Origin of the sequence: Actinomycetospora corticicola, from assembly GCF_013409505.1 — a bacterium.
GTDB classification, from domain to species: Bacteria; Actinomycetota; Actinomycetes; order Mycobacteriales; family Pseudonocardiaceae; genus Actinomycetospora; species Actinomycetospora corticicola.
In genome coordinates, this window is the sequence record NZ_JACCBN010000001.1 from 558,563 (window position 1) to 583,691 (window position 25,129).

24 protein-coding genes are annotated in these 25,129 nt (G+C 74.0%); 12 read left to right on the plus strand and 12 right to left on the minus strand.

Annotated elements, in window-relative coordinates; all coding sequences use genetic code 11:
* Positions 1 to 29: 29 nt before the first annotated feature.
* A complete protein-coding gene (locus BJ983_RS02725) occupies positions 30 to 986 on the minus strand; it encodes a helix-turn-helix transcriptional regulator (protein WP_179792395.1) in 957 nt (318 codons plus the stop codon).
* A gap of 122 nt (positions 987 to 1,108) precedes the next feature.
* Between BJ983_RS02725 and BJ983_RS02730 the strand changes: the two genes are divergently transcribed.
* Positions 1,109 to 1,606, plus strand: a complete 498-nt coding sequence (locus BJ983_RS02730; RefSeq protein ID WP_179792396.1) for a VOC family protein — start codon at positions 1,109 to 1,111, stop codon at positions 1,604 to 1,606.
* A gap of 47 nt (positions 1,607 to 1,653) precedes the next feature.
* On the opposite strand, the gene BJ983_RS02735 is transcribed toward BJ983_RS02730, so the two are convergent.
* From BJ983_RS02735 to BJ983_RS02745, 3 genes are all read right to left on the minus strand, one after another.
* The gene (locus tag BJ983_RS02735; RefSeq protein ID WP_179792397.1) at positions 1,654 to 2,433 is read right to left on the minus strand and encodes an enoyl-CoA hydratase-related protein; all 780 of its coding nucleotides are present in this window, start codon (positions 2,431 to 2,433) and stop codon (positions 1,654 to 1,656) included.
* 4 nt (positions 2,434 to 2,437) lie between these two features.
* The gene (locus tag BJ983_RS02740) at positions 2,438 to 3,688 is read right to left on the minus strand and encodes an acyl-CoA dehydrogenase family protein (RefSeq protein ID WP_179792398.1); all 1,251 of its coding nucleotides are present in this window, start codon (positions 3,686 to 3,688) and stop codon (positions 2,438 to 2,440) included.
* Between the two features lie 193 nt (positions 3,689 to 3,881).
* Complete coding sequence (locus tag BJ983_RS02745; protein ID WP_179792399.1) at positions 3,882 to 4,889, minus strand: hypothetical protein; 1,008 nt, start codon at positions 4,887 to 4,889, stop codon at positions 3,882 to 3,884.
* 10 nt (positions 4,890 to 4,899) lie between these two features.
* On the opposite strand from BJ983_RS02745, the gene BJ983_RS02750 reads away from it, so the two are divergent.
* From BJ983_RS02750 to BJ983_RS02760, 3 genes are all read left to right on the plus strand, one after another.
* Positions 4,900 to 5,610, plus strand: coding sequence for a hypothetical protein (locus tag BJ983_RS02750; RefSeq protein WP_179792400.1), 711 nt, complete (start codon positions 4,900 to 4,902; stop codon positions 5,608 to 5,610).
* A gap of 427 nt (positions 5,611 to 6,037) precedes the next feature.
* Positions 6,038 to 6,469: an SsgA family sporulation/cell division regulator gene (locus BJ983_RS02755; RefSeq protein ID WP_343053652.1), complete on the plus strand. Its 432-nt coding sequence runs from the start codon at positions 6,038 to 6,040 to the stop codon at positions 6,467 to 6,469.
* A 95-nt stretch (positions 6,470 to 6,564) separates the two neighbouring features.
* Positions 6,565 to 7,881, plus strand: a complete 1,317-nt coding sequence (locus BJ983_RS02760; protein WP_179792402.1) for a phosphotransferase — start codon at positions 6,565 to 6,567, stop codon at positions 7,879 to 7,881.
* A gap of 73 nt (positions 7,882 to 7,954) precedes the next feature.
* Here the strand turns inward: BJ983_RS02760 and BJ983_RS02765 are convergent, their stop codons facing one another.
* Complete coding sequence (locus tag BJ983_RS02765; RefSeq protein WP_343053653.1) at positions 7,955 to 8,995, minus strand: carbon-nitrogen hydrolase family protein; 1,041 nt, start codon at positions 8,993 to 8,995, stop codon at positions 7,955 to 7,957.
* Positions 8,973 to 10,400, minus strand: coding sequence for a glutamine synthetase family protein (locus tag BJ983_RS02770; protein WP_179792403.1), 1,428 nt, complete (start codon positions 10,398 to 10,400; stop codon positions 8,973 to 8,975). The genes BJ983_RS02765 and BJ983_RS02770 overlap by 23 nt, the downstream gene beginning before the upstream one ends.
* Positions 10,401 to 10,550: 150 nt before the next feature.
* Between BJ983_RS02770 and BJ983_RS02775 the strand changes: the two genes are divergently transcribed.
* From BJ983_RS02775 to BJ983_RS02785, 3 genes are all read left to right on the plus strand, one after another.
* Positions 10,551 to 11,303, plus strand: coding sequence for a FadR/GntR family transcriptional regulator (locus BJ983_RS02775; RefSeq protein ID WP_179792404.1), 753 nt, complete (start codon positions 10,551 to 10,553; stop codon positions 11,301 to 11,303).
* A 103-nt stretch (positions 11,304 to 11,406) separates the two neighbouring features.
* Positions 11,407 to 12,834, plus strand: a complete 1,428-nt coding sequence (locus BJ983_RS02780; RefSeq protein ID WP_179792405.1) for a hypothetical protein — start codon at positions 11,407 to 11,409, stop codon at positions 12,832 to 12,834.
* 191 nt (positions 12,835 to 13,025) lie between these two features.
* A complete protein-coding gene (locus BJ983_RS02785) occupies positions 13,026 to 13,301 on the plus strand; it encodes a hypothetical protein (protein ID WP_179792406.1) in 276 nt (91 codons plus the stop codon).
* Positions 13,302 to 13,304: 3 nt separating this feature from the next.
* Here BJ983_RS02785 and BJ983_RS02790 read toward each other — a convergent pair whose 3' ends face one another.
* The 3 genes from BJ983_RS02790 to BJ983_RS02800 are packed head-to-tail and all read right to left on the minus strand — an operon-like array spanning position 13,305 to position 15,761.
* Positions 13,305 to 14,147 (minus strand): SDR family NAD(P)-dependent oxidoreductase, encoded by an 843-nt coding sequence (locus BJ983_RS02790; protein ID WP_179792407.1) that lies wholly within the window; start codon positions 14,145 to 14,147, stop codon positions 13,305 to 13,307.
* A 37-nt stretch (positions 14,148 to 14,184) separates the two neighbouring features.
* The gene (locus tag BJ983_RS02795) at positions 14,185 to 14,568 is read right to left on the minus strand and encodes a nuclear transport factor 2 family protein (RefSeq protein ID WP_179792408.1); all 384 of its coding nucleotides are present in this window, start codon (positions 14,566 to 14,568) and stop codon (positions 14,185 to 14,187) included.
* A complete protein-coding gene (locus BJ983_RS02800; RefSeq protein ID WP_179792409.1) occupies positions 14,568 to 15,761 on the minus strand; it encodes a cytochrome P450 in 1,194 nt (397 codons plus the stop codon). Before BJ983_RS02800 ends, BJ983_RS02795 begins: the two co-directional genes overlap by 1 nt.
* A gap of 143 nt (positions 15,762 to 15,904) precedes the next feature.
* Between BJ983_RS02800 and BJ983_RS02805 the strand changes: the two genes are divergently transcribed.
* The 4 genes from BJ983_RS02805 (at position 15,905) to BJ983_RS02820 (ending at position 19,533) form a co-directional block, all read left to right on the plus strand.
* On the plus strand, positions 15,905 to 17,101 hold the full coding sequence (locus BJ983_RS02805; protein ID WP_179792410.1) for a cytochrome P450: 1,197 nt from the start codon (positions 15,905 to 15,907) through the stop codon (positions 17,099 to 17,101).
* Positions 17,098 to 17,322, plus strand: a complete 225-nt coding sequence (locus BJ983_RS02810; RefSeq protein ID WP_179792411.1) for a ferredoxin — start codon at positions 17,098 to 17,100, stop codon at positions 17,320 to 17,322. The genes BJ983_RS02805 and BJ983_RS02810 overlap by 4 nt, the downstream gene beginning before the upstream one ends.
* Positions 17,323 to 17,362: 40 nt before the next feature.
* Positions 17,363 to 18,109, plus strand: coding sequence for an SDR family oxidoreductase (locus tag BJ983_RS02815; protein WP_179792412.1), 747 nt, complete (start codon positions 17,363 to 17,365; stop codon positions 18,107 to 18,109).
* 98 nt (positions 18,110 to 18,207) lie between these two features.
* Positions 18,208 to 19,533 carry an MFS transporter gene (locus tag BJ983_RS02820; protein ID WP_179792413.1) on the plus strand — a complete coding sequence of 442 codons (1,326 nt, stop codon included), beginning with the start codon at positions 18,208 to 18,210 and terminating at the stop codon, positions 19,531 to 19,533.
* 749 nt (positions 19,534 to 20,282) lie between these two features.
* Here the strand turns inward: BJ983_RS02820 and BJ983_RS02825 are convergent.
* From BJ983_RS02825 to BJ983_RS02835, 3 genes are all read right to left on the minus strand, one after another.
* Entirely contained in the window at positions 20,283 to 21,356 is a 1,074-nt protein-coding gene (locus BJ983_RS02825) for an IS110 family RNA-guided transposase (RefSeq protein ID WP_179792414.1), read from the minus strand.
* A 494-nt stretch (positions 21,357 to 21,850) separates the two neighbouring features.
* On the minus strand, positions 21,851 to 22,837 hold the full coding sequence (locus BJ983_RS02830; protein WP_179792415.1) for an amidohydrolase family protein: 987 nt from the start codon (positions 22,835 to 22,837) through the stop codon (positions 21,851 to 21,853).
* The gene (locus BJ983_RS02835) at positions 22,830 to 24,176 is read right to left on the minus strand and encodes a metal-dependent hydrolase family protein (RefSeq protein ID WP_179792416.1); all 1,347 of its coding nucleotides are present in this window, start codon (positions 24,174 to 24,176) and stop codon (positions 22,830 to 22,832) included. The genes BJ983_RS02830 and BJ983_RS02835 overlap by 8 nt, the downstream gene beginning before the upstream one ends.
* 192 nt (positions 24,177 to 24,368) lie before the next feature.
* Here BJ983_RS02835 and BJ983_RS02840 point away from each other — a divergent pair, with 192 nt between their 5' ends.
* Complete coding sequence (locus BJ983_RS02840; RefSeq protein WP_179797304.1) at positions 24,369 to 25,121, plus strand: SDR family oxidoreductase; 753 nt, start codon at positions 24,369 to 24,371, stop codon at positions 25,119 to 25,121.
* The last annotated feature ends 8 nt before the right edge of the window (positions 25,122 to 25,129 follow it).

Below are 25,129 nucleotides of genomic sequence, written 5' to 3' on the forward strand. Positions count from 1 at the left end.
TGCGGCCCACCCGGCGTCGCGCGGATCTCTCAGCGCCGCAGCGCCTCGCTGGGGGAGTGGCCGAAGGCGGCGCGGTACTCGACCGAGAAGCGTCCGGGATGGGCGAAGCCCCACTGCGCCGCGACGGACGCGACCGTGACACCCGGCGTCGGGTCGGCCGCGACGAGGTCGCGGTGGGCCCCCTGCAGGCGCACCCGACGCAGGTAGGCCGTGGGGGAGGTGCCGCGGTGGCGTCGGAACGCCGCCTGCAACCCGCGCACGCCCACCCCCGCGGCCTCCGCGATCCGGGTGATGTCGATGTCCTGCGCGGCGTGGGCGTCGATGAACTCGACGGCGCGGCGGACCGACGCGGGCTCGGCGTGCTCCGTCGGCCGGGACCCGTCGCGCTGGGTCGAGTTGGGGAACACCACGAGCGCGGCCGTCGCGAGCTGGCGCCGCACCTCCGCGAGCAGCAGGCGCGGCGGGTCGACGTCGTCGGCGAGCACGGTGTCGTGGACGTGGGCGGTGAGCCCTGCCCAGTACCGGCCCAGGGCCGGGGTGAGCGGCTCGATGCCGGCGAAGGCCACCTCGTACGGCGCGAGCCCGCTGATCTCGGCACCCCGCCGGGCGACCTGCGCGGCGTCGATGGTCGTGAGCCGCAGGTCGACGTCGTTCCACCGCGTGGCGAAGCGCGTCCAGGTCGGTGTCAGCATCACGGGACCCGCGGTGGTGCGCCGGTCGCTGGTGATGACGAGCGGCGAGTCGGTCAGGGGTTGGCTGACGATGACGCGCGCGGTGGCGGGGGCGGACCCGCTGGAGAACCCGGCGGAGAAGGTCATCCGGTCGACGGCGAACGCCGCGGCGGACCTCGACGCGCGCTCGAACCGGAACGCCGAGACGTCGCCGTCCAGCCGCGGCTCGTGCTCGGTGTAGGCGGCCCGCATCGCCTCGAACGCCTCGTCGGGCTCGGTGGTGGACCACGAGTCGCGCCGCGCGCCGCTCGGCATCGCGCTCACCTCCCCGGTGTCGTCGTCGAGATCGATGTTCCCCCGACGGGTGATCCGGAAGCCCCCGGTTCCGCCGGAGAGGAGGTCCGGACCTGACCGCCTCGGCCGGAAGACTCCCGGGCATGGCGATCAGCACGGTCACGCACCTGAACTTCACCGGCAACGCGCGGCAGGCCCTCGAGTTCTACCGGTCCGTCTTCGGCGGACAGCTCATGATCGGCACCTACGGCGACGGTGGGGTGCCGCAGGACTCGCCCGACTCCGAGCGGGTCACGTTCGCGCCGGTCGCGGCCGACTCCCCGAACGCCGACCTGGTCGGGTTCGGGATGGTCGTGGCGGAGAACGGCTTCCGCATCGCCGCCTACGACGTGTTCGACGCGACCGGGGACCGGCTCGCCGGGTCCGACGGCCCTGGGCGCGCCGACGGGCTGGTGCACACCGAGTCGCTGTTCGTGCTGCTGAACGGGGACACGGTGGAGGAGGTCCGCGAGTTCTGGACGAGGCTGGCCGAGGGCGGTCGCATCATCCAGTCGCTCGCGCCGACGCCGTGGGGAGCGCCGTACGGCATGGTGACCGACCGCTTCGGCGTCACGTGGATCGTCGGGACGAACCCGGGCTGACCCCATGCGCAGATGTAGCGGATCCCGGCGCCCAGGCCTCGGATCCGCTACATCTGGTCGGCGTCCGGACCCCAGCCGCCGGTGAAGCGGGGCGGGCGCTTGTCCCGGAACGCCTCGAAGGCCTCCGCGGCGTCGTCGCCGGCGAGGTTCACCGCCTGCGCGCGGGCCTCGTTCGCGAGCGCCTCGCGCAGCGGCACCCCGACCGCCTCGTGCAGCAGCTCCTTCGTCTGCGCGAGGGCGACCGGCGGCCCGGCGACGAGGCGGTCGACCAGCGAGGTCACGGTCGCCTCGATCTCGTCCGGCTCGACGAGGTAGGTGACCAGCCCGAGCCGGTGCGCCTCGGTGCCGTCGATCATCTCGGCGAGCAGCGCCAGGCGCTTCGCCTGCTGCATCCCGACGAGACGGGGGAGCAGCCAGGAGCCGCCGAGGTCCAACGACAGCCCACGCGCGGCGAAGATCTGGGAGAACCGCGACCGCGGGGTGGCGACGACGAGGTCGCACCCGAGGGCGAGGTTCCACCCGGCCCCGACCGCCACCCCGTCGACGACCGCGACCGTGGGCACGGGCAGGTGGTGCAGCGCGAGCGGCACCTCGTTGATCCGCCGCATGCGGGCCAGCGGGTGCCCCGTCCCGACGTCGGACAGGTCGGCCCCGGCGCACAGGTCACCACCCGTGCCGCGCAGGACGAGCACCCGTGTGCCGTCGTCGCGTGCGGCAGTGAGCTCCGCGGCGAGTGCCGCCCAGCCGTCGTCGCCGAGGGCGTTCTTCCGGCGTGGGTTGTGCAGCGTCAGGGTGCGGACGCCGCCGGTGGTCGACGACCGGACCACGGGATCAGAGGAATCCGAAGAGCTGTCCGGCGACACGGCGGATCTGCACCTCCTCCGCGCCCTCGGTGATGCGGTACCGGCGGTGGTGGCGGTAGATGTGCTCGAACGGCTCGTGGCGCGAGTAGCCGAGCCCGCCGAACACCTGCATCGCACGGTCGGCCGCCTCGCAGACCAGCCGGTTCGCGCGGTAGTTGCACATCGACACGTGGTGGCCCACCGACACCTCGGGCCGGCCCTCGCGATGGCACTCGTCGAGCTCGGCGGCGGTGTCGCGGATCAGCGCGCGCAGCATCGTCGCCTCGGTGTGCAGCTCCACCAGCGGCCACTGGATCGCCTGCCGGCTCGCGAGGGGCCGGCCGAAGGTGTGCCGTTCCCGGGCGTGGGCGACGGCCCGGTCGATGCAGTACTGCGCGGCCCCGAGGCTCGACGCGGCCTGCCGGATGCGGTTGGAGTGCACGAACGTCTGGGCCACGTCCAGCGCGCGGCCCTCCTCGCCGAACAGGGCGGACCCGGGCACGCGGACGTCGCGCAGCACCACCTCGCCGTGGTCGGTGGGCATGTTGAGCGTCCACCAGTAGAAGGGCACCTCGAACCCCGGCGTGTCCGTCGGGACGAGGAAGGCGGACAGGCCGCGGGCGCTGCCGGGATCACCCGACGTCCGGGCGAACACCATCTCGTGGCTCGCCCGGTGCACCCCGGTGCTCCACCGCTTCGCCCCGTCGATCACCCAGTCGTCGCCGTCGCGGCGCGCCGTGGTCTCCATCCAGGTGGCGTCGCTGCCGTGCTCGGGCTCGGTCAGGCCGAAGGCGAGGCCCCGCCGTCCGGTGATGACGTCCTCGACCAGCTCCTCGCGCTGCGCCGGCGTCCCGTAGAGGTGCAGCAGATGCGCGAAGACGAGGTTCCCGACGACGGAGTGCTCGTTCTGGAGGTCGTTGTGCAGCCCCAGCCCGCGGTGCGCGAGGTGCTCCCGGACGGCGGCCATCGCCGACTCCGTGCCCGCGCGGCCGCCGAGCTCGGTCGGCAGCGAGTAGCGGTAGAACCCGGCCGCGTCGGCCCGACGGCAGGCCTCGGCGAGCAGGTCCTCCCACTCCCGGCGCGGCAGGCCGCCCGCGTCGACGTCGGTGCGCGCGAACTCGCGGCGGTGGTCGAAGAAGCGCTCGTTGTCGTCCTGCGCCTGCAGCGGGACGATCTCGGCGTCGATGAACGCGTCCAGCTCGCGCAGGAGGGTCGCGACGTCGGGGTCGAGCGAGGTCACCGCGGCACCTCCTCCGAGCACCTGCACGACGGATCTCGTCCCGCCGGGCCGTGGGTGTTCTACCCCGCGAGTCGCGTGCGGACCAGGGCCGAACCGGGCGGGACCGGGGTTGCGCTGCACCGATGGACGTAACGCCGTGCGAGCCAAAGGCACGAATTGTCGACGAAGTGGATGTGATTCCGGATTTCGGGGTTCACTCCTGGCAGTCCTCGCGGTACCTAGTGTCACGGAGGCGGGACGTCGAGGGGGTGGGAGTCGTGCGCGACGCGACCCGCTCCGAGCCGCGCCCGTCCGGTCTCCTCCGCCGCCTCGCGCTCCTCGCCGGGCTCCTCGGCGGATTCCTGCTCGCCGGACTGCTGTTCGCCGGTCCCGCCTTCGCCGACTCCGACGACGGGTCGTCCGGCGGCTCGGGGAGCGGTCCGGTGAGCTCCGTGGTCCACGCGGTCACCGGCTCGAGCTCGGGAAAGGCGTCCTCGAGCAAGGCGTCCTCGAGCAAGGCGTCCTCGAGCAAGGCGACCTCGTCGAAGGCGGACTCCTCGACGAAGACGTCGGCGAAGGCGACCTCGTCGAAGACGGTCTCCTCGAGCAAGGCGTCCTCGAGCAAGGTGACCTCGTCGAAGACGGACTCCTCGAAGGCGATCTCCCAGGGATACTCGTCGACGAAGACGTCGACGAAGACTGCCCAGCCGAAGACGGGCCAGCCGAAGACCCCGACGATGTCCCTGACAAAGGCGGGTTCGTCGAAGAAGACGACCTCGGCGACGACCGCCCGGTCGCCGTCGGCCCGGTCGACGACGTCGGCGACGTCCCTGACGCAGGCGACCCTGTCGACGACGACGTTCCTGGTGGGAACGACCTCGCCGAGGTCGTCCTCCCCGAAGGGCACGACCGCGACGGCGGTCAGGTCGGCCGCGGCGACCGCGGAGACGGCCACGTCGGCGGCGACCACCGCCGTCCGGACGGCCTCGGCGACGGCCTCTGCGACGACGGCGACGTCGCTCGCGGCGACCGCCACGGTCGAGAAGGCGACCTCCGCCGTCACGAAGCCCGTCACCGCCACCACGTCTGCCCTCACGACGAGCCCGGTCACCCGTGCCGTGACGGCCCTGCCGACCGACCTCGTCGATGTCCTGCCCACCCCCCTGGACACCGGATCAGTCCTCGCCCCCGTCGGGGCACTGACGACGACCGTCGCCCACACCGTCCCCGTGGTGCCGCAGCTCCTCGCCCCGGTCACCGCCGTGCCGCAGACGCTGCTCGGGCCCACCGGGCTCGTCGACGCCACCGGTGCCCTCCTCGTCGGCACCGTCACCGGGCTGACCGACACGACGACGGCGCTGACCGGGTCGGTCGGCCCCCTCGGGCTCGTCGATGCCACCGGCGCGCTCCTGGTCGGCACCGTCACCGGGCTGACCGAGAAGACGACGGCGCTGACCGGAACGGTGGCGACGCTCGGCCGGAGCGCCCTCGGCGCACCGCTGGAGACGCTCACGGCGCTCACCGGACCCGTCGGTGCCGGAGCCGGAGCACGGGCCCTGGCGCCCACCCTCGGGGCGGATGCGAACCGACCCACCGCGGCCGTCCGACCCGACGTCCTGACCGGGCAGGGACCTGCCCCGGCCCCGGGCGACCTCCCATCGGCGACGCCCGGCTCACCGGGTACGGCCTGGTCGACGACTGACGCCGGCGTCGGCCCCGCCTCGCGGCCCGGGCTGCCCGGCGTCCCCGCACCCGGGGAGCCGAGCGCACCGGCGGCCCCTGTCGGCGCGGCCGGTGCCTCGTCGGGCGGCGGCGCGAGCGGCGTGGCCGGCGTCCTGCCCGACCCGCTCGCGATCACCGCGATCCTGGCCGGCCTGGTGCTCGTCGCCTGCGGGCGTCGGGGCATGTGGTGGTTCCCCGAGGTCGTCATCGGGCCCGACTGAGGCCCCGCCGTCCGCCGTCCGCAGCCCCGCGGGTGGCGGTCGTGCTCTGACGTCTCCGTCAGTTCCCGGGACAGGCCCCAGCGGCCGCGCCCCCGGACGTGACGCCTGCCGTCGTGACCGCCCGGTCCTCCGAGACCGACGTGCGGCGCGGCGGGGCGGACCCGTCCGGGCGACGGCCTCCGCGTGTGCCTGTCCCCACCGACCGGTCGGCTCCGCGGTGGTGCGCCACCCGGACCGGCCCGGGGCGATCACGCGTGGGGCCACCCCGCCCGAGCACCGGCGGGGCGATGGACCGACCGAGGGGGCGGCCCATCGCCGCACCCGCTGCGGGTGCCGCGGGGTGTGCCCCGCGCGTGATCGTCGCCGACCCGCTCCTCCCGACCACCAGACGTGCTGTGAAAGGCCTGCCATGCGACACGACGTCCTCGTGCGCGTCCCCGTCGTCCTCGAACTCGTGCGCGCCGACCGCCCACCGGTCCCGGCGCGGGTGGAGCTGCGCTACACCGGGGCCGAGCCCTACGCGGTGCTCCTCGCGTTCCCGACCGCCCACGCCCGAGAGGTCGTGTGGCGGTTCTCGCGCGCCCTCCTCGCCCAGGGCCTCATCGAGGCGGCCGGCGAGGGCGACGTCCGCCTCCGCCCCCTCGACGCGCCGGGACCGGACGAGGTCGTCGAGATCGAGCTGCGCAGTCCGGGGGAGCGTGCGCTGTTCCGCGCTCCCCACGAGGTCCTCCGTGCGTACCTGGCCCGCACGCAGGAGCACATCGCCTTCGGGACCGAGCACGAGTGGCTCGACCTCGACCACGCCGTCGCGATGCTCCGCCTCGCCCCGCCGACGTCGGGAGTGCGGGACGTCGGGTGACGGTCCGCGAGGGCCGATGAGCCCGTCCGGCGGGGTACGGTGCGGCCCGTGCACCGCCTCGCGGCCCCGGGCCGGACCGCGCCGAGGAGCACACGGTGAACGAGGATCTGGCCGGGGCCCTGTCGGCGGTGCTCGACGGCGCGGAGATCACCGGTCTGCGCCGGTTGACGGCGGGCGCGAGCCGGGAGACGTGGGCGTTCGACGCCGACGGGCGGGCGCTGGTGCTGCGGCGCGACCCGCCGGAGGTGCCGCGGCCGGTGGAGGTGCGCCGGGAGGCGGAGTGCTTCCGGGCGGCCGCGCGGGCGGGCGTGCCGATCCCGACGCTCGTGTGCTCGGGGGAGGGCGACGCCGTCGGCAGCCCGTACCTGATCATGGAACGGCTCGACGGCGAGACGCTGCCGCCCCGGTTGCTGCGCGAGGAGCGCTACGCCGCCGCCCGCGCCGGCCTGGCCCGCGAGCTCGGGCGCACCCTCGCCCGCCTGCACGCCATCCCGCCGGCCGAGGTCCCGTCGCTGGAGGCGGTCGACGACCCGCTGGTGCGGTTGCGGGCCGAGCACGACGCGTACGGCGAGCCCCGCCCCGCGCTCGAGGTGGCGTTCCGGCGGTTGTCCCGGCACCCGCCGTCGGGAACTCCGAGGGCGGTGGTGCACGGCGACTTCCGCAACGGCAACCTGCTCGTCGGCGAGGACGGGCTGCGGGCCGTGCTCGACTGGGAGCTCGCGCACCTCGGCGACCCGCGTGAGGACCTCGGGTGGCTCTGCCTGCGCGCGTGGCGGTTCGGGGCGGCGGAGGAGGTCGGCGGGTTCGGATCGGTCGAGGAGCTCCTCGACGGCTACGCCGAGCTCGCCCAGCGGCCCGACCCGGCAGCGGTGCGCTGGTGGGAGCTCTACGCGTGCGTGCACTGGGCGGTGATCTGCCGGATGCAGGCCGAGCGCCACCTCGGCGGCTCGGAGCGGTCGATGGAGATGGCGGTCCTCGGACGTCGGGTGGTCGAGGCGGAGTACGACGCGCTCCTGGCGATGGGGCTGGTCGACGGCGCACTGCCGGCCGCGGAACCGGTGCCCCCGGCGGGGGACCGGCCGACGATCGAGGAGCTGCTCGACGCGGTCTCCGGCGCGCTCGCCGAGGAGCTCGAGTTCGCCGACGACCGGTCGGCGTACCTGGCCCGCGTCGCCCGCACCGGGCTGGGCGTCGTGGCGCGGGAGGTGTCGCTCGGCCCCGACCTGCACCGACAGCACGCCGCCTGTCTCGCCGACGCGGGCTGTTCCGACGACGCCGCGCTGGCCGAGGGACTACGCGAGGGCTCCCTCGATCCCGACGACGGGGCGGTGGCGGCCGCCGTGCGCAGCTCCACCCTGACCCGCCTCGCCGTCGCGAACCCCCGCTACCCGAACACCCGCCCCCCGAGGTAGGCGCCCACCCGCACGAGGGGAACCCTCACCCCATAAGAGCGCTCGGATCCTCCCCTCACGGCGGCGCGGACGGTCACCGCTCGCCGTCCGGATCGTCGAGGAACTCCGTGTGCGACCGTCGCCGTCGGTCGACGACGTCGTGGAACACGTCGGGCCGCCCGTAGTGCCCGGTGGGATCGAACGTCAGCCTGGCCGCGTCGACGGCTCCGGGATCGAGGTCCGCGACGACGAGGCCCTCGCGGCCGACCTGCGGGGGCACGATCCACCGGCCGTCCGGTCCGGCCACGGCACTGCCCCCGTCGAAGCCGGTGTCGCCCGCGGCCCGCAACTCGTCGGCCAGCGGGAAGTCGTCCGGGACGTCCTCGGCGCGCAGCATGCCCGACGCGGCCGCCGAGAACATCCGTCCCTCGACGGCGAGGAAGCGCGTGACGTCGGCGGTCAGCGCGGCCGACCCGGGCCACACCCCGGTGTGCACCTGCTCGCCCTGGGCGTACAGGGCGGAACGGGCCTGGGGCATCCAGTTCTCCCAGCAGTTCAACCCGCCGACGCGCACGCCCCCGCACTCGTGCACGCGCAACCCCGCCCCGTCGCCCGGGCCCCACACGAGGCGCTCGTCGTAGGTGGGGACGAGCTTGCGGTGGTGGCCGACCGTGCCGCCGCGCGGGTCGATGCTGAGCAGCGTGCACCACGTGGTGCCGCGGCCGGCGGCGGAGCCGCGCTCGGTCATCCCGACCTGGAGGAACACCCCCAGGTCGCCCGCCAGCGTCTCGAGGTCGCGGTGGCACGGGCCGCCGATCTCCTGGGCCGTCTCAAGGTAGTACGCGTAGCAGGCCTTCTGGTCGGGGTCCTCGAACGCGGCGCCACCGGTTCGGGCCAGCCAGAACGGATAGCCGGACAGGTAGGTCTCCGGGAACACCACGAGCTCGGCGCCGAGGTCGCGGGCCGAGGTCGCGGCCCGGACCAGCCGTGCGAAGCGCGCCGTGGGATCGAGCCACGGGCCGCCCAGCTGCGCGAGGGCGAGGGTGAGCGGCCGGGCGCGCGGACGGGGCTCGCGGTGCTCGGCCAGTACCGGCAGGGCCGGCGCGTCGACCTCAGTAGACCTCGAAGTACTCACGCTGCTCCCAGTCGGTGACGGCGGCGTTGAAGCGGTTCACCTCGTTGCGCTTGATCGCGCTGAGGTAGTCGACGAAGGGGTCGCCCAGTTCCCGGCGCATCAGCGCGCTCTGCTCGAAGTGGTGCAGCGCCGTCTCGAGCGACGCGGGCAGCAACGGCCGGTCGGCGTCGTAGGCCTCGTCCGCCGACGGTCCCGGGTCGAGCTTGCGGGCGAGGCCGTCCCGTCCGCAGATCAGCTGCGAGGCCAGGTACAGGTAGGGGTTGGCGGCGGGCTCGCCGACCCGGTTCTCGAGGTGGGTCGTGGCGTCCCCGCGCGCACCGGAGACGCGGACCATCGCCCCGCGGTTCTCCTCCGCCCACGCGATGCGGTCGGGGGCGAAGGACTGCGCGATGTAGCGCTTGTACCCGTTGACCGTCGGCGTCGAGAGCAGCGACGAGACCGGGGCGTGCTCGAGCAGGCCGCCGAGGTAGTGCATCGCCGTCGTCGACAGGAGCGCGTCGCCCTCGCCGGGGAACACGTTCCCGACGTCGGGTGTCGAGAGCGACTGGTGCAGGTGCCACCCGCTGGAGACGATGTGCGGGAGGGCGGGCCGCGCCATGAACGTCGCGTGGTACCCGTGCCGCCGACAGATCTGCTTGATCGCGCTCCGCGCCAGCAGCACGTTGTCGGCGCTGCGGAGCCCCGGCAGCGGGTCGAAGGTGAACTCGATCTGCCCCGGACCCCACTCGTCCTCCACCGTGGCCAGGGGGAGTCCGAGCGCGACCAGGTTGTCGCGCAGGACCGACAGGATCGCGTCGGCCTCGTCCCCACGGTTCTCGGTGAGGTACTGGTAGCCGTGCGACAGCGCCGTCACCTCCGGTGCGGCCGGCGGCCAGCCCGAGTCGGCGAAGCCGTGCCGCGGGTCGGTGAGGCGCATGACGTAGAACTCGAGCTCGACGCCCGCGACGTACCCGAACCCCTCCGACTCCAGGGCCTCGAGCTGACGCTGGAGCACGCCGCGCGTGTCGAACGGGACGCGGTCGCCGTTGCGGTAGTACAGGTCCGCGAGCACCCAGCCGGTGCGCTCGACCCAGGGCAGCACGGTGAACGTGGTGGGGTCCGGCACGAGGACGCCGTCGGGCAGGCCGGTCATCCGGGGATCGCCGAACCCGTCCGCGGCGAAGGGCGGCACCGCCGGGTTGTTGGTGGTGTCGAAGATGAGGGTGGCCGTCTGGAAGTCCTTGCCCTCGCGCAGGGTGGACAGGAAGTGGCCCACCTCGACGGTCTTCCCGCGCAGGATGCCGTGCTGGTCGCCCCAGCTGATCCGCACCTGCCGCAGGTCGAGCTCGCGCACCCTCGCCGCGATCCGCTCGGCCGCGTCCGCCTGCTCGTCGGTCCGGATCCCGTGGCGCTCGACGAAGCTCATGGCGCTCCTCCGCGTAGTGGTCTGGTGGTCAGACCAGTACCGTAGAGCAGCCGCCGTTTCCGGTAGGTAACGATCCGACGTGCAGCTCACGGGGGCTGCGGCCGGTGCTCGACGGCTCTAGGGTCGGTCCGACCAGAAGGAGGAGACGGGATGCCCGATCCTTCCTCACTCCGTCCCCTCCGGCGTCAGGTGCTCTTCGAGCGCATCGTCGCCGCGCTGCAGGAGTACGTCGTCGACAACGGTCTCCGCGTCGGCGACCGGCTCCCCTCGGAACGCGAGCTCGCGGCCGCGCTCCAGGTCGGCCGGTCCTCCGTCCGCGAGGCGATCGCGACGCTGCGCGCCGGCGGGATGGTCGAGGTCCGCCACGGCGACGGGCTGTTCCTGCGCCGGATGTCGCTCGACGCGCCGCGGCACGGCCTGGACGGCACCGGTGACACCAGCCTCGACCTGCCCTACATCTGGGAGACCCGCCAGGGGCTCGAGAGCCAGTGCGCGCGGATCGCCGCGAGTCGCGCCACGCCGGAGGACCTCGAGGAGCTGGCCGCCTCCCTCGACCTCATGGCCGACGAGATCGCGCAGGGCCTCCCGGGGCTCGACGGCGACCGCCGCTTCCACCGGGGCGTCGCGCGGGCCTCGCACAACCCGCTGCTGATCAACCTCCTCGAGGAGGTCCGGGACGCGCTGGACCGCACCTCGGCGAAGTCGCTCACCCGGCCGGGCCAGCCGGCCCGCAGCCTGGAGGACCACCGCCGGATCCTCGCCGCGATCCGGTCGCACGAGCCCGCTGACGCCGGCGACGCGATGCTCGCCCACCTCGTCGGCACCACCGACCCCGTGCTCGAGCACCGGCTCGACGCTGCGGGGGAGCGGCGTGGCGACGTCGACGGGGCGCGGCGCACCTGACCCCCTCCTCGCCCTCGCACGAGGGGAACCCTCGCGCCATGAGAGCGCTCGGATCCTCCCCTCACGGCGGCGCGGTGAAGTCGATGTTGTAGGAACACCCCTGGTGCGATCACTCCTCGCCGCGTCCGCGGTCCTGCTCGCGGTCGTGACGACGACCGCCGGGTGCTCCGCCGCGCCCACACCCCTGTGCGACGCCGCCGCGACCCAGCTGCAGGCCGGCCGGGTCGGGGCCGCGACCGAGCTGTCGGCGCGCGCGGTCCAGGCGCAGGAGGGTGACTGCGCGACGCGGGGTCTCAGCGCCGCGAGCGAGCGCTACGCCGCCGCCTACTCCGAGGTCGCGGCCGGAGCGGCGGCCGAGGCGGCCGGCGACCCCACCGGCGCGACGGGGCACTACCGCGCCGCGCAGCAGCTCGACGTCGGGAATCCCGTCGCCATCGAGGGGCTGACGCGGCTCGGGGTGCAGGCGACGACCGTCGACACGCCGGTGACGGTCACCCCGGCGCCGGTGGTCGAGCAGCGTGGCGTCGGATGGCCCTGGCTCGTCGGCGGGGCGCTGCTGTTCCTGCTCCTTCTCGGCGCGCTCGCCTACGCCGGGTGGGAGGTGCGCCGACGCCTGACCGGGGCCGTCGAGGACCTCCGGCGCCGGGTGGACGACGACGGGCTCGCCACCCGCGTCGACGCGCTCGCGAGCGACCACGACGCGGCTCTCGCCGAGGTCCGCGGCTACGTCGACGACCTGGAGACCGACCAGCTCCGCCTCCTCGGCCTGGTCCTCGACCGCACCCGCGAGCACGGCCCCCTTCCCGACGACGGGTCGCTGACGCTGCTGTCCTGGCCGGACCGCTCCCGGGCCTACGAGCGGCCGGAGGACGAGGACGCCCCGCCCGACCGGCTCGACCTCGCCGTCGTGAGCACCCGGGCGGATCCCGCCGCTGACGGCCCGCGGCTGGCGGTGCACCAGTACCGCGTGGAGGCCGCCCGGCTCGACCTCGCCGCGATCCTCGCGACCGACGGCGCGCTCCGGGCCCTGGCCGACCTCGCCGACGATCCCGACGACACCGACCGCCTCGCCGCCCTCGAGTCGACCGCGCAGGACGTCCGGCGGTGGCGCACCGTCGAGGCGACCCCGGCGGGCCCGATCCCGGCCCCGGTGGCCGAGCAGCGGTTCTGGGTCGACCTGCACGCCACGGTGGTGCTGACGTGGTCGCGGAGCACCGCGACCCGTCGTCGGGAACGGGACGTCTGCACGCTCGCCCGGCCGGGCACCGCCGCGGCGCTCGTGGACGTGCCCGCGATCGTCGACGGTCTCGCCAAGCCCCAGGGTGCGGCCCTGGCCGACCTGGTCCGGCCCGCGTTGGAGCGCGCCCTCGTGCACGCGATCTGCGACGAGGACCCGCCCCGGGTGGAGCCGGCCGAGCCGGGCTCGCTCGTCGTCGTGACGGCGGCGGGACTGCGATCGCGGACGATCGATGTGGCCCTCGCGGGGGAGGACCCGGCACGGTCGGAGCCCGCGGACACGGCGGCGGACTGACGTCGCCGCCCGGACCAACGCGCCACCCTCGATCGGGTGGACCCGGTGACGGTCCGATAACGCCGACGGCGGGCAGCCCGACACCCCGGTCGACGGATCGAGGGTCGGGGGACCACATGGGGCGCCACCAGCAGCAGGGCACGGCACGGGGGACGCGACTCGCACTTGGAGCCGCCACCCTCGCCGGACTGATGTCGTCCACGACCTACGCGCTCGCCGCGCCGGCCGTCCCGGTCCCGGCGCCCACGGTGAGCCCGGTCGTCCTCCCGGTCGACACGGTGCAGGCCCCGGTGCGCACCGCAGCCGCGGAACCGACCCCGATCTGTGACCTCTTCGGCCCGCCCGTGTTCGGCGACCCGGAGAACCCGGACGCGATCACGAACCGCAGCTGCGGCTACGTCGACGCCCAGGGTCGCGACCGCTCGCTCGACCCCTGGGTCGACGCGCAGCTCACCGCCGCCGGCTGAGCCCTACTTCGCCCCCTGCCCGGCGTCGACGCGCAGGATGTGGCCGGTGATCTGGTCGGCGTTGTCCGAGGCGAGGAAGAGCACGGCGTCGGTGATGTCGGAGACCTCGGTGCGCCACTTCGGGCCGGGCATGTTGCCGGCGGCGGAGAACATCTCGTAGGCGTCGTCGGGGGTCATGCCGACCTCGCCCGCCAGGCCCAACACCATGCCCGAGCCCTGACCCTCGCCCGGCTTGATCGTCGCGGGCGCGATGGCGTTCACGTTGATGTCGAACTCCGCGAGCTCGAACGCCCACGCCGAGGTCAGACCCTGGATCGCGTGCTTGGCCGCGACGTAGTGCGAGAGCTGGGCGTGGCCGGAGCCGGTGACGCCGGACGAGATGTTGATGATCTTGCCGCTGCGGTGGCCGATCATGCTGGGGACGACGTACTTCGCCACGTACATGTGGCCCTTGACGATCGTGTCGATCACGGCGTCCATGACGTGCGAGCGCATGCCCTGGATCGAGTCGAGCGCGGCGACCCCGGCGTTGTTCACGACGATGTCGATGCGGTTGTCGAAGTACCCGAGGGCCTTCGCGACGGCGGCCTCGACCTGCGACTCGTCGCGGAGGTCGCACGGCAGCGGCAGGCACCGGCGGCCCTTGGCCTCGACGGCGGACACGGTCGCCTCGAGCATGTCGGCGGTGGCCAGCGGATAGATGTCGTCGATCGGGTCGGTGATGTCGAGGGCCGCGACGTCCGCGCCGGCGTCGGCGAACGCCAGGGCGTGGCTGAGCCCCTGGCCCTTCGCGGCGCCGGTGATCAGGACGGTCTTGCCTTCGAGTCCACGCAGCATCGCGGGCATCGGGTTCTCCTCGGTGGCTCGGGCGGGGGTGGAGGGGTCAGGACAGGGCCCCGGCCAGGCGCGCACGCCATTCGCCGAGGTCGACGTAGTCGCGGAAGGCGGTGATCCGGTCGGCCTCGGGGTCGATCTCGACGACGGCAGTGCACGCGACCGCGTACTCGCGCCCGTCGATGACGAAGCGGTCGACGCGCTCCAGGAAGCACCGGCGGGGATCGACGGCCGCGGTGACGATCTCCCACCGCACGTGCTCCGAGCGCTCGAGGATCGGCGCGAGCAGGTCGCGGACCCCGGCGGGCCCGACGACGGGTGGGTGCGGCACGTTCGCGTACGGGGCGCCGTCGGCGAAGCAGGCGCCGGCGGCCTCCGCGTCCCGCGCCTCCACCGCCGTCAGGAACCGGGCGAGCGCCGCCGGGAGGTCCATCAGGAGAAGAGCACGGGGTAGGACGCGAAGTGGTCGCGCGCGGAGTGCGGGTCCCGCTGCGCGGGGTGCTCCGGGTCGGGGCGGGCCCCCGCGGCGAGCAGTGCCTCGAGCATCAGGGTGACGGTGCCGAGGACCTGCTGACCGTCCTCGGCGGCCGCCATCGGTACCCCGCCCGCGAGCTCGGTCCCGATGCAGGCGTGCATCCCGCCGCCGAAGGCGTGCCCCCAGCGCGGGACCTCCGCCGGCACCGCCCGCGTCGGGTCGTACTCCTCGGGCCGGTCGAACACGGTCGCGTCCCGGTTTGCCGCGGCGATGTCGAGCACGACGACGGCGCCCGCGGGCACCTCGGTCCCGTTCCGCAGCGCGATCGGCGCCTCGGCCCGACGTTGCGCCACCGGGCTCGCGGGGTGCAGACGCAACGTCTCGTACACGCAGGCCTGCAGCAGCGCCGGGTCGTTGCGGGACGTCTCGGCGGCCTCGGGGTCGCGTGCCGACCAGGCGAACCAGTCGTCGGCGGCGTGGCTGAACGCGTCGGCGGTGCTGTGCGAGCCGGCCTGCAGGTAGAAGGCGCACTCGCGGCGGATCGCGTCGTCGGAGATGCCCAGCTCCTCGCGGTGGCGCAGCAACGCGGTGAGCACGTCGCGGGGCAGGTCCGACTCCTCGATCTCCCCGGCCGCGAGACGCTCCAGCAACGCCGTGCGCCGGGCGATCGAGGGCTGCAGGAAGACCCGGTCGAACTCGTCGAGGGCGGCCGCCACCTCGGCGCGGACCTCGTCGGGGTCGCGCGTCGTGTGCACGAGGGTGGCGCCCTCGGAGAACTTCTTCGCCAGCCGGTACAGCGCATCGGTCTCGGCGTCGGAGCCGGTGGGTCGGTCGACGCCGGCGACCATCGCCGTCAGGGTCATGATCGTCCGGTAGCCGAGCTCGATGAGGTCGGCCCGACCCGTCGTCGTGAAGGGGCGCAGGGTGTCGACGACGACGTCGCGGAGGAACTCCCGCTCCCAGTGCCGGAAGGTGCCGCGCCGGAACAGCCGGTTCTCCACCCGCCGGCGCACGCGGTGCTCCGCGCCGTGCAGCACGAGCAGGCAGTCCGCCATGACCACCCCGCCCGCGTCGTAGAGGGCCTGGGCGAGCTCGTGGCGGCGGAACGCGTCACGGACGTCGGCGTAGCGGTCGAGGGTGATGGTCGACATGACAACTCCGTCGCTGCGTCGCTTCCGGCTGGCTCGGCGTTGCGACATTAACGACGGCGGGGTCGGTCGGGAAGGGATGAGCGCTGATTGCGGCGTCAGTTCGCTGACGACTACCGTCGCGGCATCGTCACCGAGGAGGCGCGATGACCGTCACCGTCGACACCTTCGCCGACGCCAAGGACGTCTACCGCTCCCGCGACCTGCGGCAGTCCCTCTACGACGAGGGCGAGGTGGTGATGGCCGACGTCCTGGTGAACCTGCACGGGACCGAGCACCGCGACCGCCGCCGCGTGGAGAACCGGCTGTTCCGCCGCGACGTCTTCGAGCACTACGAGCGCGAGCTGTTCCCGGGCATCGTCGAGCAGACCCTCGCCCCGCACGTCGCCGCGGGCGGTGCCGACCTGGTGCACCTCGGCCACGAGCTGATGCTCAACCTGGCCGCCCTCACCGCCGGGGTCGACCGCCCCCAGGGCACCGCGGCGGAGACCGACCGGCTGCACGCGTACATGCTCCGGTTCATCCAGGGCGCCACGCTCGCGCACGGGACGGGGGACCGGGAGGCGACCGTCGCGGCGGTCGCGCAGGCCCTCGCCGACTGGGACGAGGAGTTCCTGACGCCGTCGATCGAGCGCCGCCGGAGCCTGCTCGCCGCCGAGGCCGCGGGCGAGTCCGTCGAGGTGCCCGCCGACGTCCTGACGACGTTGCTGCGCCACGGCGACGAGCTCGGCCTGCCCCGGCACGTCGTGCGCCGTGAGGTCGCGTTCTTCCTGCTCGCGGGTGGGCACACGAGTGCGACGGCGTTCGTCCGCACCGTGGACCACCTGCTCACGTGGTTCGACCGCCACCCCGACCAGGCGGACCGCTGGGACGACCCGTTGTTCGTCCAGCGCTGCGTCCACGAGACGGTGCGGCTCAACCCCTCGAGCCCGGTCGGCCGTCGTCGGGCACTCGCCCCGGTGCGGCTGCGTTCGGGCGTCGAGATCGCTACCGGTGACACGGTGGTGATCGACCTGCACGCGGTGAACCGCGACCAGTCGGTGTTCGGGGCCGACGCGCGCGAGTTCGACCCCGACCGCGTGACCCCGCCCGGCGTCGGTCCCTTCGGGCTGAGTTTCGCCGCCGGCATGCACGTGTGCATCGGGCAGGACCTCGCTGCCGGCGTCGTGGCCCGACCGGACACCGACCCGTCGTCGCACCTGACGGGGCTGGTCACGGGCGCGGTCCGGCAGCTGTTCGCGGCCGGCGTCGCCCGGGACCCGGTCCGTCCGCCGGAACCCGACTCCGCCACCGCGCGGCCGTACTGGGGCACCTACCCCGTGCTGCTGGGGGTCGGCCGATGAGCTGCCGGGTCGTGGTCGACGCCGACGTCTGCATCAGCTCGGGCCGCTGCGTCGCCGAGCGCCCCGACGTCCTCCGCTTCGACGACGACGAGCTCGCCGAGCTGGTCCCGGGTGCGCCGGACCTCCCCGATGACGTCGGGCGCACGCTGGCCCGAGGATGTCCCTCCGGCGCGATCGGCCTGGTCGACGTCGAGACCGGAGCGGAGATCGACGTCGACTGACCCGGTCGACGGCGGCGCTCCAGAGGGCGAGGAGGCGGGCATGGACCTGGGACTGCACGGACGACGGGTGGCCGTCGCGGCCGGGACCGCCGGGCTCGGCCGCGCGTGCGCGGCGGCGCTCCGGGCGGAGGGGGCGCAGGTCGTCCTGTGCGGCTCCGACGAGGGGCGGGCCCGGACGGCGGGGGAGGAGCTCGGGGCGGACTGGACGGTCGCCGACCTCACCGACCCCGAGGCCGCGGCCGGCTTCGTCACGGAGGCGACCGAGCGGCTCGGCGGGCTCGACGTGCTCGTCGTCAACGGACCCGGTCCCCGACCGGGCCGGGTGGCCGACACGGCGCTCGACGACTACCGCGCCGCGCTGGACCGCAGCCTGCTCGCCGTCGTCGGGATGTGTCAGGCGGCGGTCCCGACGATGGCCGCGCAGGGCTGGGGCCGCATCGTCGCGATCACCTCGCTCGGGGTGCGGCAGCCCTATCCGAACCTCGCCCTGTCGAACACCGCCCGCGCCGGCGCCACGGGGTTCCTGCGGACATTGGCGCGCGAGGTCGCGGCGCAGGGCGTGACCGTGAACTCCGTGCTCCCCGGGCTGCACGACACCGCCCGCGTCCGCGGCGTCTACACCGACCCGGACGCGCTGTCCTCCGCGCTCGCCGGCGTTCCCGCCGGGCGACTCGGGACGCCGGAGGAGTGCGCGGCGCTCGTCGCCTTCCTGTGCTCGGAGCTCGCGGGCTTCGTGACGGGAGCGGCGATCCCCGTCGACGGCGGCGCCTACGCAGGTCTGCTGTAGCGGCCACACACAGCCTTGACGCCAGCGTCGTCAGGTTCCTAACGTCTAGTCGAGCGGCGAGGCTCCTCCCCGCGTGACGACGTCGTCCGGGAGGCCCCGTGTCCGCGCTCGATCCCATGCCCGGCGTCGTGACGACGGACGATCCGGAGGCCCGGCGGGCGCTGCGGCGCCTGCTGCTCGGCGGGGTGATCGGCTCGCTCGTCGAGTTCTACGAGTTCTCCGTCTACGCGGTGCTCGCCACGACGCTCGCGGCGGTCTTCTTCCCGTCGGTCGACCCGACGACGGGGCTGCTCTCGGCCCTCGCCGTCTTCGCGGTCGCGTTCTTCGCCCGGCCGCTCGGCGGGTTCGTGTGGGGCGCGGTCGGCGACCGTATCGGCCGGCGCGGCACCCTGGCGCTGACGGTGCTGCTGATGTCGGTCGCGACCACGCTCATGGGCCTGCTGCCCGGCTACGCCGCGATCGGGGTCGCCGCGCCGATCCTGCTCGTGCTGCTCCGCTTCGTGCAGGGCGTCTCGGCGGGCGGCGAGATCTCCGGGGCGGTCTCCTTCGTCGCCGAGCACGCGCCGACCCACCGACGGGGCCTGTTCGTCGGGATGATCTCGGTCGGCTCCGTGGTGGGCACGCTCCTCGGCAGCCTCCTGCCCGGCATCCTGCTGCTCACGCTGTCCACGGCGGACATGCAGTCGTGGGGCTGGCGCATCCCGCTGCTCGTCGCGCTCCCGCTCGGGCTGATCGGGCTGTTCATCCGCCGCCGGCTCGACGAGACGCCGTTCTTCCTCGCGCTGCGCGAGGAGGCCGGCCGCGCCGCGAACCCGGTGCGCGCGGCTCTCAGCGGGCGCTCGGCGCGGCGCCTGCTCGTCGTCGCGTTCTGCCTGGTCGCGGTGAACGCGTCGTCGTTCTACATGATCGTCGGCTACCTCCCGAGCTTCGCGACCAAGAGCCTCAAGCTCACCGGGCTCGAGGCGTTCGCGCCCTCGCTGATCGCGCTCGCGGCGTGCCTGGTCGCCGAGGTCGCCGGCGCCTGGATCTCCGACCGGGTCGGACGCAAGCCCGTGCTGCTCACGAGCGGCCTCGGTCTGCTGGTGTTGGCGTACCCGAGCTTCCTGCTCATCACGTCGGGGACGTTCGGCCTCATCGCCTGCGGACTGGTGCTGTTCGGCCTGCTCGCCGGCGCCTACGCGGCGGTGATCAATGCGGCGCTCACCGAGCAGTTCCCGACCCGCGTCCGCGTCAGCGGCCACGGCATCACCTACAACCTCTCCGTCGCGCTGTTCGGCGGCTCCGCGCCCTACCTCCTGACGTGGCTGGGTGGGGTCACCGGGAGCACGATGGTCGGTGCCTTCTACGTGATCCTGCTGGCCCTCGTGTCGTTGCCCGCGGTGCTCGCCCTCCGCGAGACGGCCGGGCGTCCGCTCCGTTCCTGACGGCGGGTCGGCGCGGCTCCGCTCCTCGAGGTTCACCTCAGGCAGCTCGGCGGGCCTTCGAACCTGCGCCATGTACATCTCGCGCAGGATGCCGGCTGCGCCCCGGCGCGAGGTGTACATCAGGCAAGTCAGCGGGCGTTCGAAGGTGCGCCATGTACATCTCGCGCCCGGTGCCCGGGCCGCGCCCGGCGCGACGTGCACACCGGGCAGGTCGGCGGGCCTTCGAACCTGCGCCATGTACGTCTCGCGGGCTGCGCCCCGGCGCGACGTGCACACCGGGCAGGTCGGCGGGCCTCCGAACCTGCGCCATGTACATCTCGCGCCCGGTGCCGGCGCCCGGCCGGGGCGACCCGCGTTGCGCTCCGCACACGGCCGGTGCGGTCGAGCCCCTGCCGGCGATTCCGTTGCGTCCCGCACCTGGTCAGCGGAGATCGACCCTCCGCGGGCGACCCCGTTGCGTCCCGCACACGGCCGGCGCACCCGGCCTGGGTCGGCACGTGCCCGTCGACGGCGGCCCGACACCAAGATCCCGATCAGCCGCGCGAAGTGCTCGCTGAGCGAGCACTTCGCACGGCGCGTGTGGATCTTGATGACCCGTCGGCCCGTCCGGCCGCGAGGCAGCGCCCCCCGACGCCGTGGCCCGTGTGCGAGACGCAACGCCGGGCGGCCGGGGACCTCGTCGGTGCCGGCCGTGTGCGGCACGCACACAGGCGACCGAGGGCTCCACCCCCGCGCGAGCTGCTCCTATGTCAAGCGGCGGCGGGGGTTGGGGTGGGTTCGGTCTGTCGGAGCAGGTTGAACACGACGCGGGCGAGGCGTCGTTTGAGGGCGCGGAGGGCGTCGTTGTGTCGGTCGCCGCGGGCTCGACGCTTGTCGTAGTAGGCCCGTCCGAGGCTCTCGGGTAGCCGGGTCTGGGTCAGCGCGATGCGGTGCAGGGCGGCGTTGAGTTGCCGGTTGCCGCCGCGGGCCAGCCGGTGGCGGTCGGTGCGCCCCGAGGAGGCCGGGATCGGTGCGACCCCGGCGTGCATCGCGAAGCAGGCCTCGGAGCGGAACCGGCCCGGGCGGGCGGTCTCGGCGAGCAGCTTCGCCGCCGAGAGCGGCCCGCAGCCGGGCAACTCGAGCAGCTGCGGGGCCAGCTGGGCGACGCGGCGGGCGATCTCGCGTTCCAGGGCGCGGATGCGGGTGGTGCGTGCGGCGATGTCGCCGACCAGCTCGGCGGCCAGTTCGCCGACCAGCCCGGGGTGCTCGGCGGGCAGCAGCGCGGCCAGCGCGGTCAGACGGGTGGGCTTGTCCAGCCCGCGGGCCGGGATGCTGCGCTCGAGTTCGGGATCGAGCTCGTGCAGGTGCCAACGCAGCCGGCAGATCATCGCGGTCCGCTCCGCCACCAGGTGCTCACGGTGATCGACCAGCAGCTTCAGCTCCCGGCTGGCCGGGGTGTGCTCGGCCAGGGGCAGGTCCGGCTCCCGCAACGCGGCCCGGGCGATCGCGGTCGCATCGATCGGGTCGGACTTCCCGAACTCCCGCGCCGAGCTCCGGGCACCGGCCATCAGCTTCGGCGGCACCCGCCGCACTCGCTGCCCCGCGGCGAGCAACGCCCGCTCCAGGCGCAGCGACACATGCCGGCAGTCCTCCACCGCCCACTCGATCTCGGGCCCAGCCGCGACCGCGAACTCCTCACCCACACCCTGGACCCACGCCAACAACTCCAGGTGCCCGGCGTCGGTGGCCTGCACCCGACGCTGCGCGCGGCGCACCCCGAGTTGATCGACCACCACCGCGGTGTGGGTGTCTTTGTGGACATCGACTCCGACCATCAGGACCATCGAAGGGTCTCCTGCTCCTAGCCTGCGGGGGACAACAGGCCGGGCCGGTCGGCGGACACACCTCAGTGGGGGCGCTGCCACGCTCCTATCAAGTCACGCCGGCCGGCCTGGCCGCCGGTGCCCGGCACAGCTCGCGCTGGCCCATCAGGGGCAGTCACATGGAGAGCCAGAGCACCGACGACCAGGATCCCGACCACCGCAACAGCGGCACCACCGACCCTGACACTGAGGTTCACATCAGGCAGGTCTGACGGCCTCCGGAGCTGCGCCATGTGAACCTCGCGCCCGGGCTCGGGCAGGTCCCAGCTCGAGGTTCACATCAGGCAGGGCGACGGGCCGCGAAAGCTGCGCCATGTGAACCTCGCCGAGGGAGGGTCGGGCGGTACCGCCGGCCGCGGGAACTGCGCGACGCGAGCGACCGGCACGCCAGGCAGGCCCCGCGACGGCGGGACCTGCCTGACGCACCCGGGGACGGCGGGCAAGGGGCCCCGCCGTCAGGACAGCCGGAGCAGGCGCTCCGCGTTGGTGGTGAGCGTGTCCGCCCAGGGCCCGGACGGGGTGTCGTCGGCGTCGGAGTCCCAGCCGGCGAAGTTGGTGCCGAACACCAGGCGCGCCGGGTCGGCGCGGGCCTTCAGCAGCGAGGTCGACCCCTCGTCGTGCACGTGCACGTCGAACCACAGGCGCCGGAAGAAGTGGTCGAACCCCTGCTCGCGCAGCGCCGCCGAGGCCCACGGGCGCTTGCGCGCCGCCCGCGCGAACCGGCCCGCCAGGAACGCCGCCGCACCGCCGCCGTGCGACAGGCAGACGTCCAACGACGGGTGCCGCTCCAGCACCCCGCCGAACACCAACGCCGCGACGGCCAGCGTCTCGTCGTAGGCGAACCCGCACTGCAGGTCCAGGTCGAACCGGCGCAGGCGCGGGTCGAGGGGAGGCCCGCCCGGCCCGATCGGCGACGGGTGCACGAACAGCGGCACGTCCAGCTCCACGACCGCCTCGTACAGCGGGTCGAGTGCGGGGTCGTCCAACGTGCGCCCGGCCGGGTCGGTGTCCAGGTACACGGCGACCATCCCCAGGTCCCGCACCGCGCGCCGCGCCTCGGCCACCGCCGCGGACACGTCCTGAACGGGCACCTGCGCGGCCGCCAACAGCCGGGAGGGGTGCGAGTCCACGACCGCGGCGAGCCCGTCGTTGTACTGCTGCGCGAAGGCGACCGCGTCGGCGACGGGCAGGTCGCCGAAGTACGTGAGCGGGTTGGGGGACAGCAGCTGCCGGGCGATCCCGGCGCGGTCCATCGCGGCGAGCCGCACGTCGACGTCCATGAACGGGCTGCCCGCGTAGCGCACCCCGCGCAGCACGTAGTCGCCGACGCGGTAGAAGGGCGTGCCGTCGTCGAGCGTGCCCAACTCCGGCCCGGCTGCCCCCGCCGTGCCCTCGGACGCGGCCAGGACCGCGTGGGCGTGGACGTCGAGGACGTCAGACATGGGACAACCGCTCCAGGTCGGCCTCGGTGAGCGCGAGCGAGCGGGTCAGCGGGCAGGCGGCGAGGAAGCGGACCTGGTCGGAGGCGCGCTGCTTGCGCTCGGGGATCGGGGTCGTGATGTCGATCCGACGCCCGTCCTTGATCACCTCGACGATCCGCTCCCGGTCCTGCAGCATCCGGACGTCGCGCAGCGGGTCGCCGTCGATCACGAGCACGTCGGCGATCCGGCCCACCTCGAGCGTCCCGAGCTCCCCCTCGGCGCGCATCGCGAAGGCGCCGTTGCGGGTGGCGGCGACGATGGCCTCCATCGGCGTCATGCCCATGTACTCGACGAACATCTCGAGCTCGCGCGCGTGCCACTCGCCGACCGGGGTCACCGCGAACCCGGTCTCCGAGCCGGCGAGGAACGGGACGCCCGCCGCGTGCGCCTTGGCGAGCTGCTTGGCCGTCACCTCGATCTCCGCGCGGAACACGTCGAGCAGCTCGGGGGCGGTGCCGATCTTCGCGCCGTAGTCGGCGAGGTTGCCCAGCAGCGTGAACGTGGGGCACAGCGCGCTGCCCGCCTCGACGACGGCCTCGAGCGCCTCGTCGTCGACGTAGGAGGCGTGGTAGATCAGGTCGACGCCGGCGCGGGCGGCGTCGCGCGTGGAGTCGGAGTTGCGGCAGTGCGCGACGACCTTGGTGTTGAGCTCGTGTGCGGTGTCGCAGACGGTGCGCAGCTCGTCGATGTTCCAGACCTTGACCTCGGGCCCCTTCATCGACGGGATCAGCCCCGTGACCATGATCTTGATCCAGTCGACGCCGTACTTGATCTGCCGACGGATCTCGTTGACCATCACGTCCCGCCCGGTGACCACCGTGGCGTAGCCGGTGCGGCCCTCGTCGGCGATCATCCGGCCCGCCGTGCCACCCAGCATCGTCATGAGCGCCTGGCCGCCCGCGCGCATCCGCGGGCCCTCGACGATGCCGGACTCGATCGCGTCGCGGAGTTCCACGCCGATGTTCCACAGGCAGTCGGCGTCGAGCACGCTCGTGACGCCGGCTCGGAGCACCTTGCGGGCGTTGTAGGCCGAGAGCATCGAGCTGTAGGCCTCGGTGCGGTGGTTGAACAGCTCGTCGTTGCCCGTCGGCTCGCCGAAGGTGAGGTGGGTGTGCGCGTCGATCAGCCCCGGCATCACGGTACGGCCGGCCGCCTCGACGATCTCGGTGTCGGCGTCGGCCGCCAGCGACGGACCCACCGCCGCGACCTTCCCGTCGCGCAGCAGCACGTCCTCGCCCGGACGGGCCGCCGACCCGGTCCCGTCGATCAGGGTGCCGCCCCGGATGAGGATGCTGGCCATGGTGCCTCCTGCGTCGTGCTCCGACGGACGACGTGCTGCGACTGACGACGTGCTGCGACTGACGACTACCGCCAGGGCGTGCGCCTCCATGCACCATAGACGGGGGGACCGACGCTCACTAGCGTCGTTACCCCGACCACTACGCTTCGAGAGCACGACACGACGAGAGGGGCAGCCGTGACGAGGTGGGCCGTGATCACCGGGGCCGGCAGCGGGATCGGCGCGGTGCTCGCGCGGCACGCGGCCAAGGAGGGCTACCGCGTCGCGGCCTGGGACGTCGACGAGGAGGCCGTCGGTGGGATCGCCGCGGCGATCGGCGACGTCTGCGTCCCGTCCCGGGTCGACGTCACCGACGACGAGGCCGTCACCGCCGCCATCGCCGACCTGCCGGAGGCGCCGGCGCTCGTCGTCAACAACGCCGGAGTCGTGCGGTTCGGGCCGCTGCTGGAGCTCGCGGCGCAGGACTGGCGTACCGCCCTCGACGTCAACCTCACCGGCACGTTCCTCGTCGCCCGTGCCGCGGCCGCCCGCATGATCGCCGAGGGACTCGGGGGAGCGATCGTCAACATCTCCTCGATCAACGGGCTCGCGGCGGCCCCGGGGGCAGGCGCGTACACCGCGTCGAAGGCCGGCGTCGTGATGTTGACCGAGCACATGGCGCTGGAGTGGGGCGCCCACGGCATCCGCGTGAACACCGTCGCGCCCGGCCTCATCGACGCCGGGATGTCCGACGCGATCTACGCCGACCCGGAGGTGCGGCGGCTGCGGTCGGGCCGGGTCCCGCTCGGCCGGTTGGGCACGGCGCAGGACGTGGCCGACACGGTCCTGTTCCTCGGCTCGGACCGCGCGGCCTACGTCACCGGGCAGATGCTGGCGGTCGACGGCGGGATCACCCGCGGCGCGCTGAACGCCATGCCGCGGGCGCGGTCCCAGGTCGTCGAGTAGCGACCTGG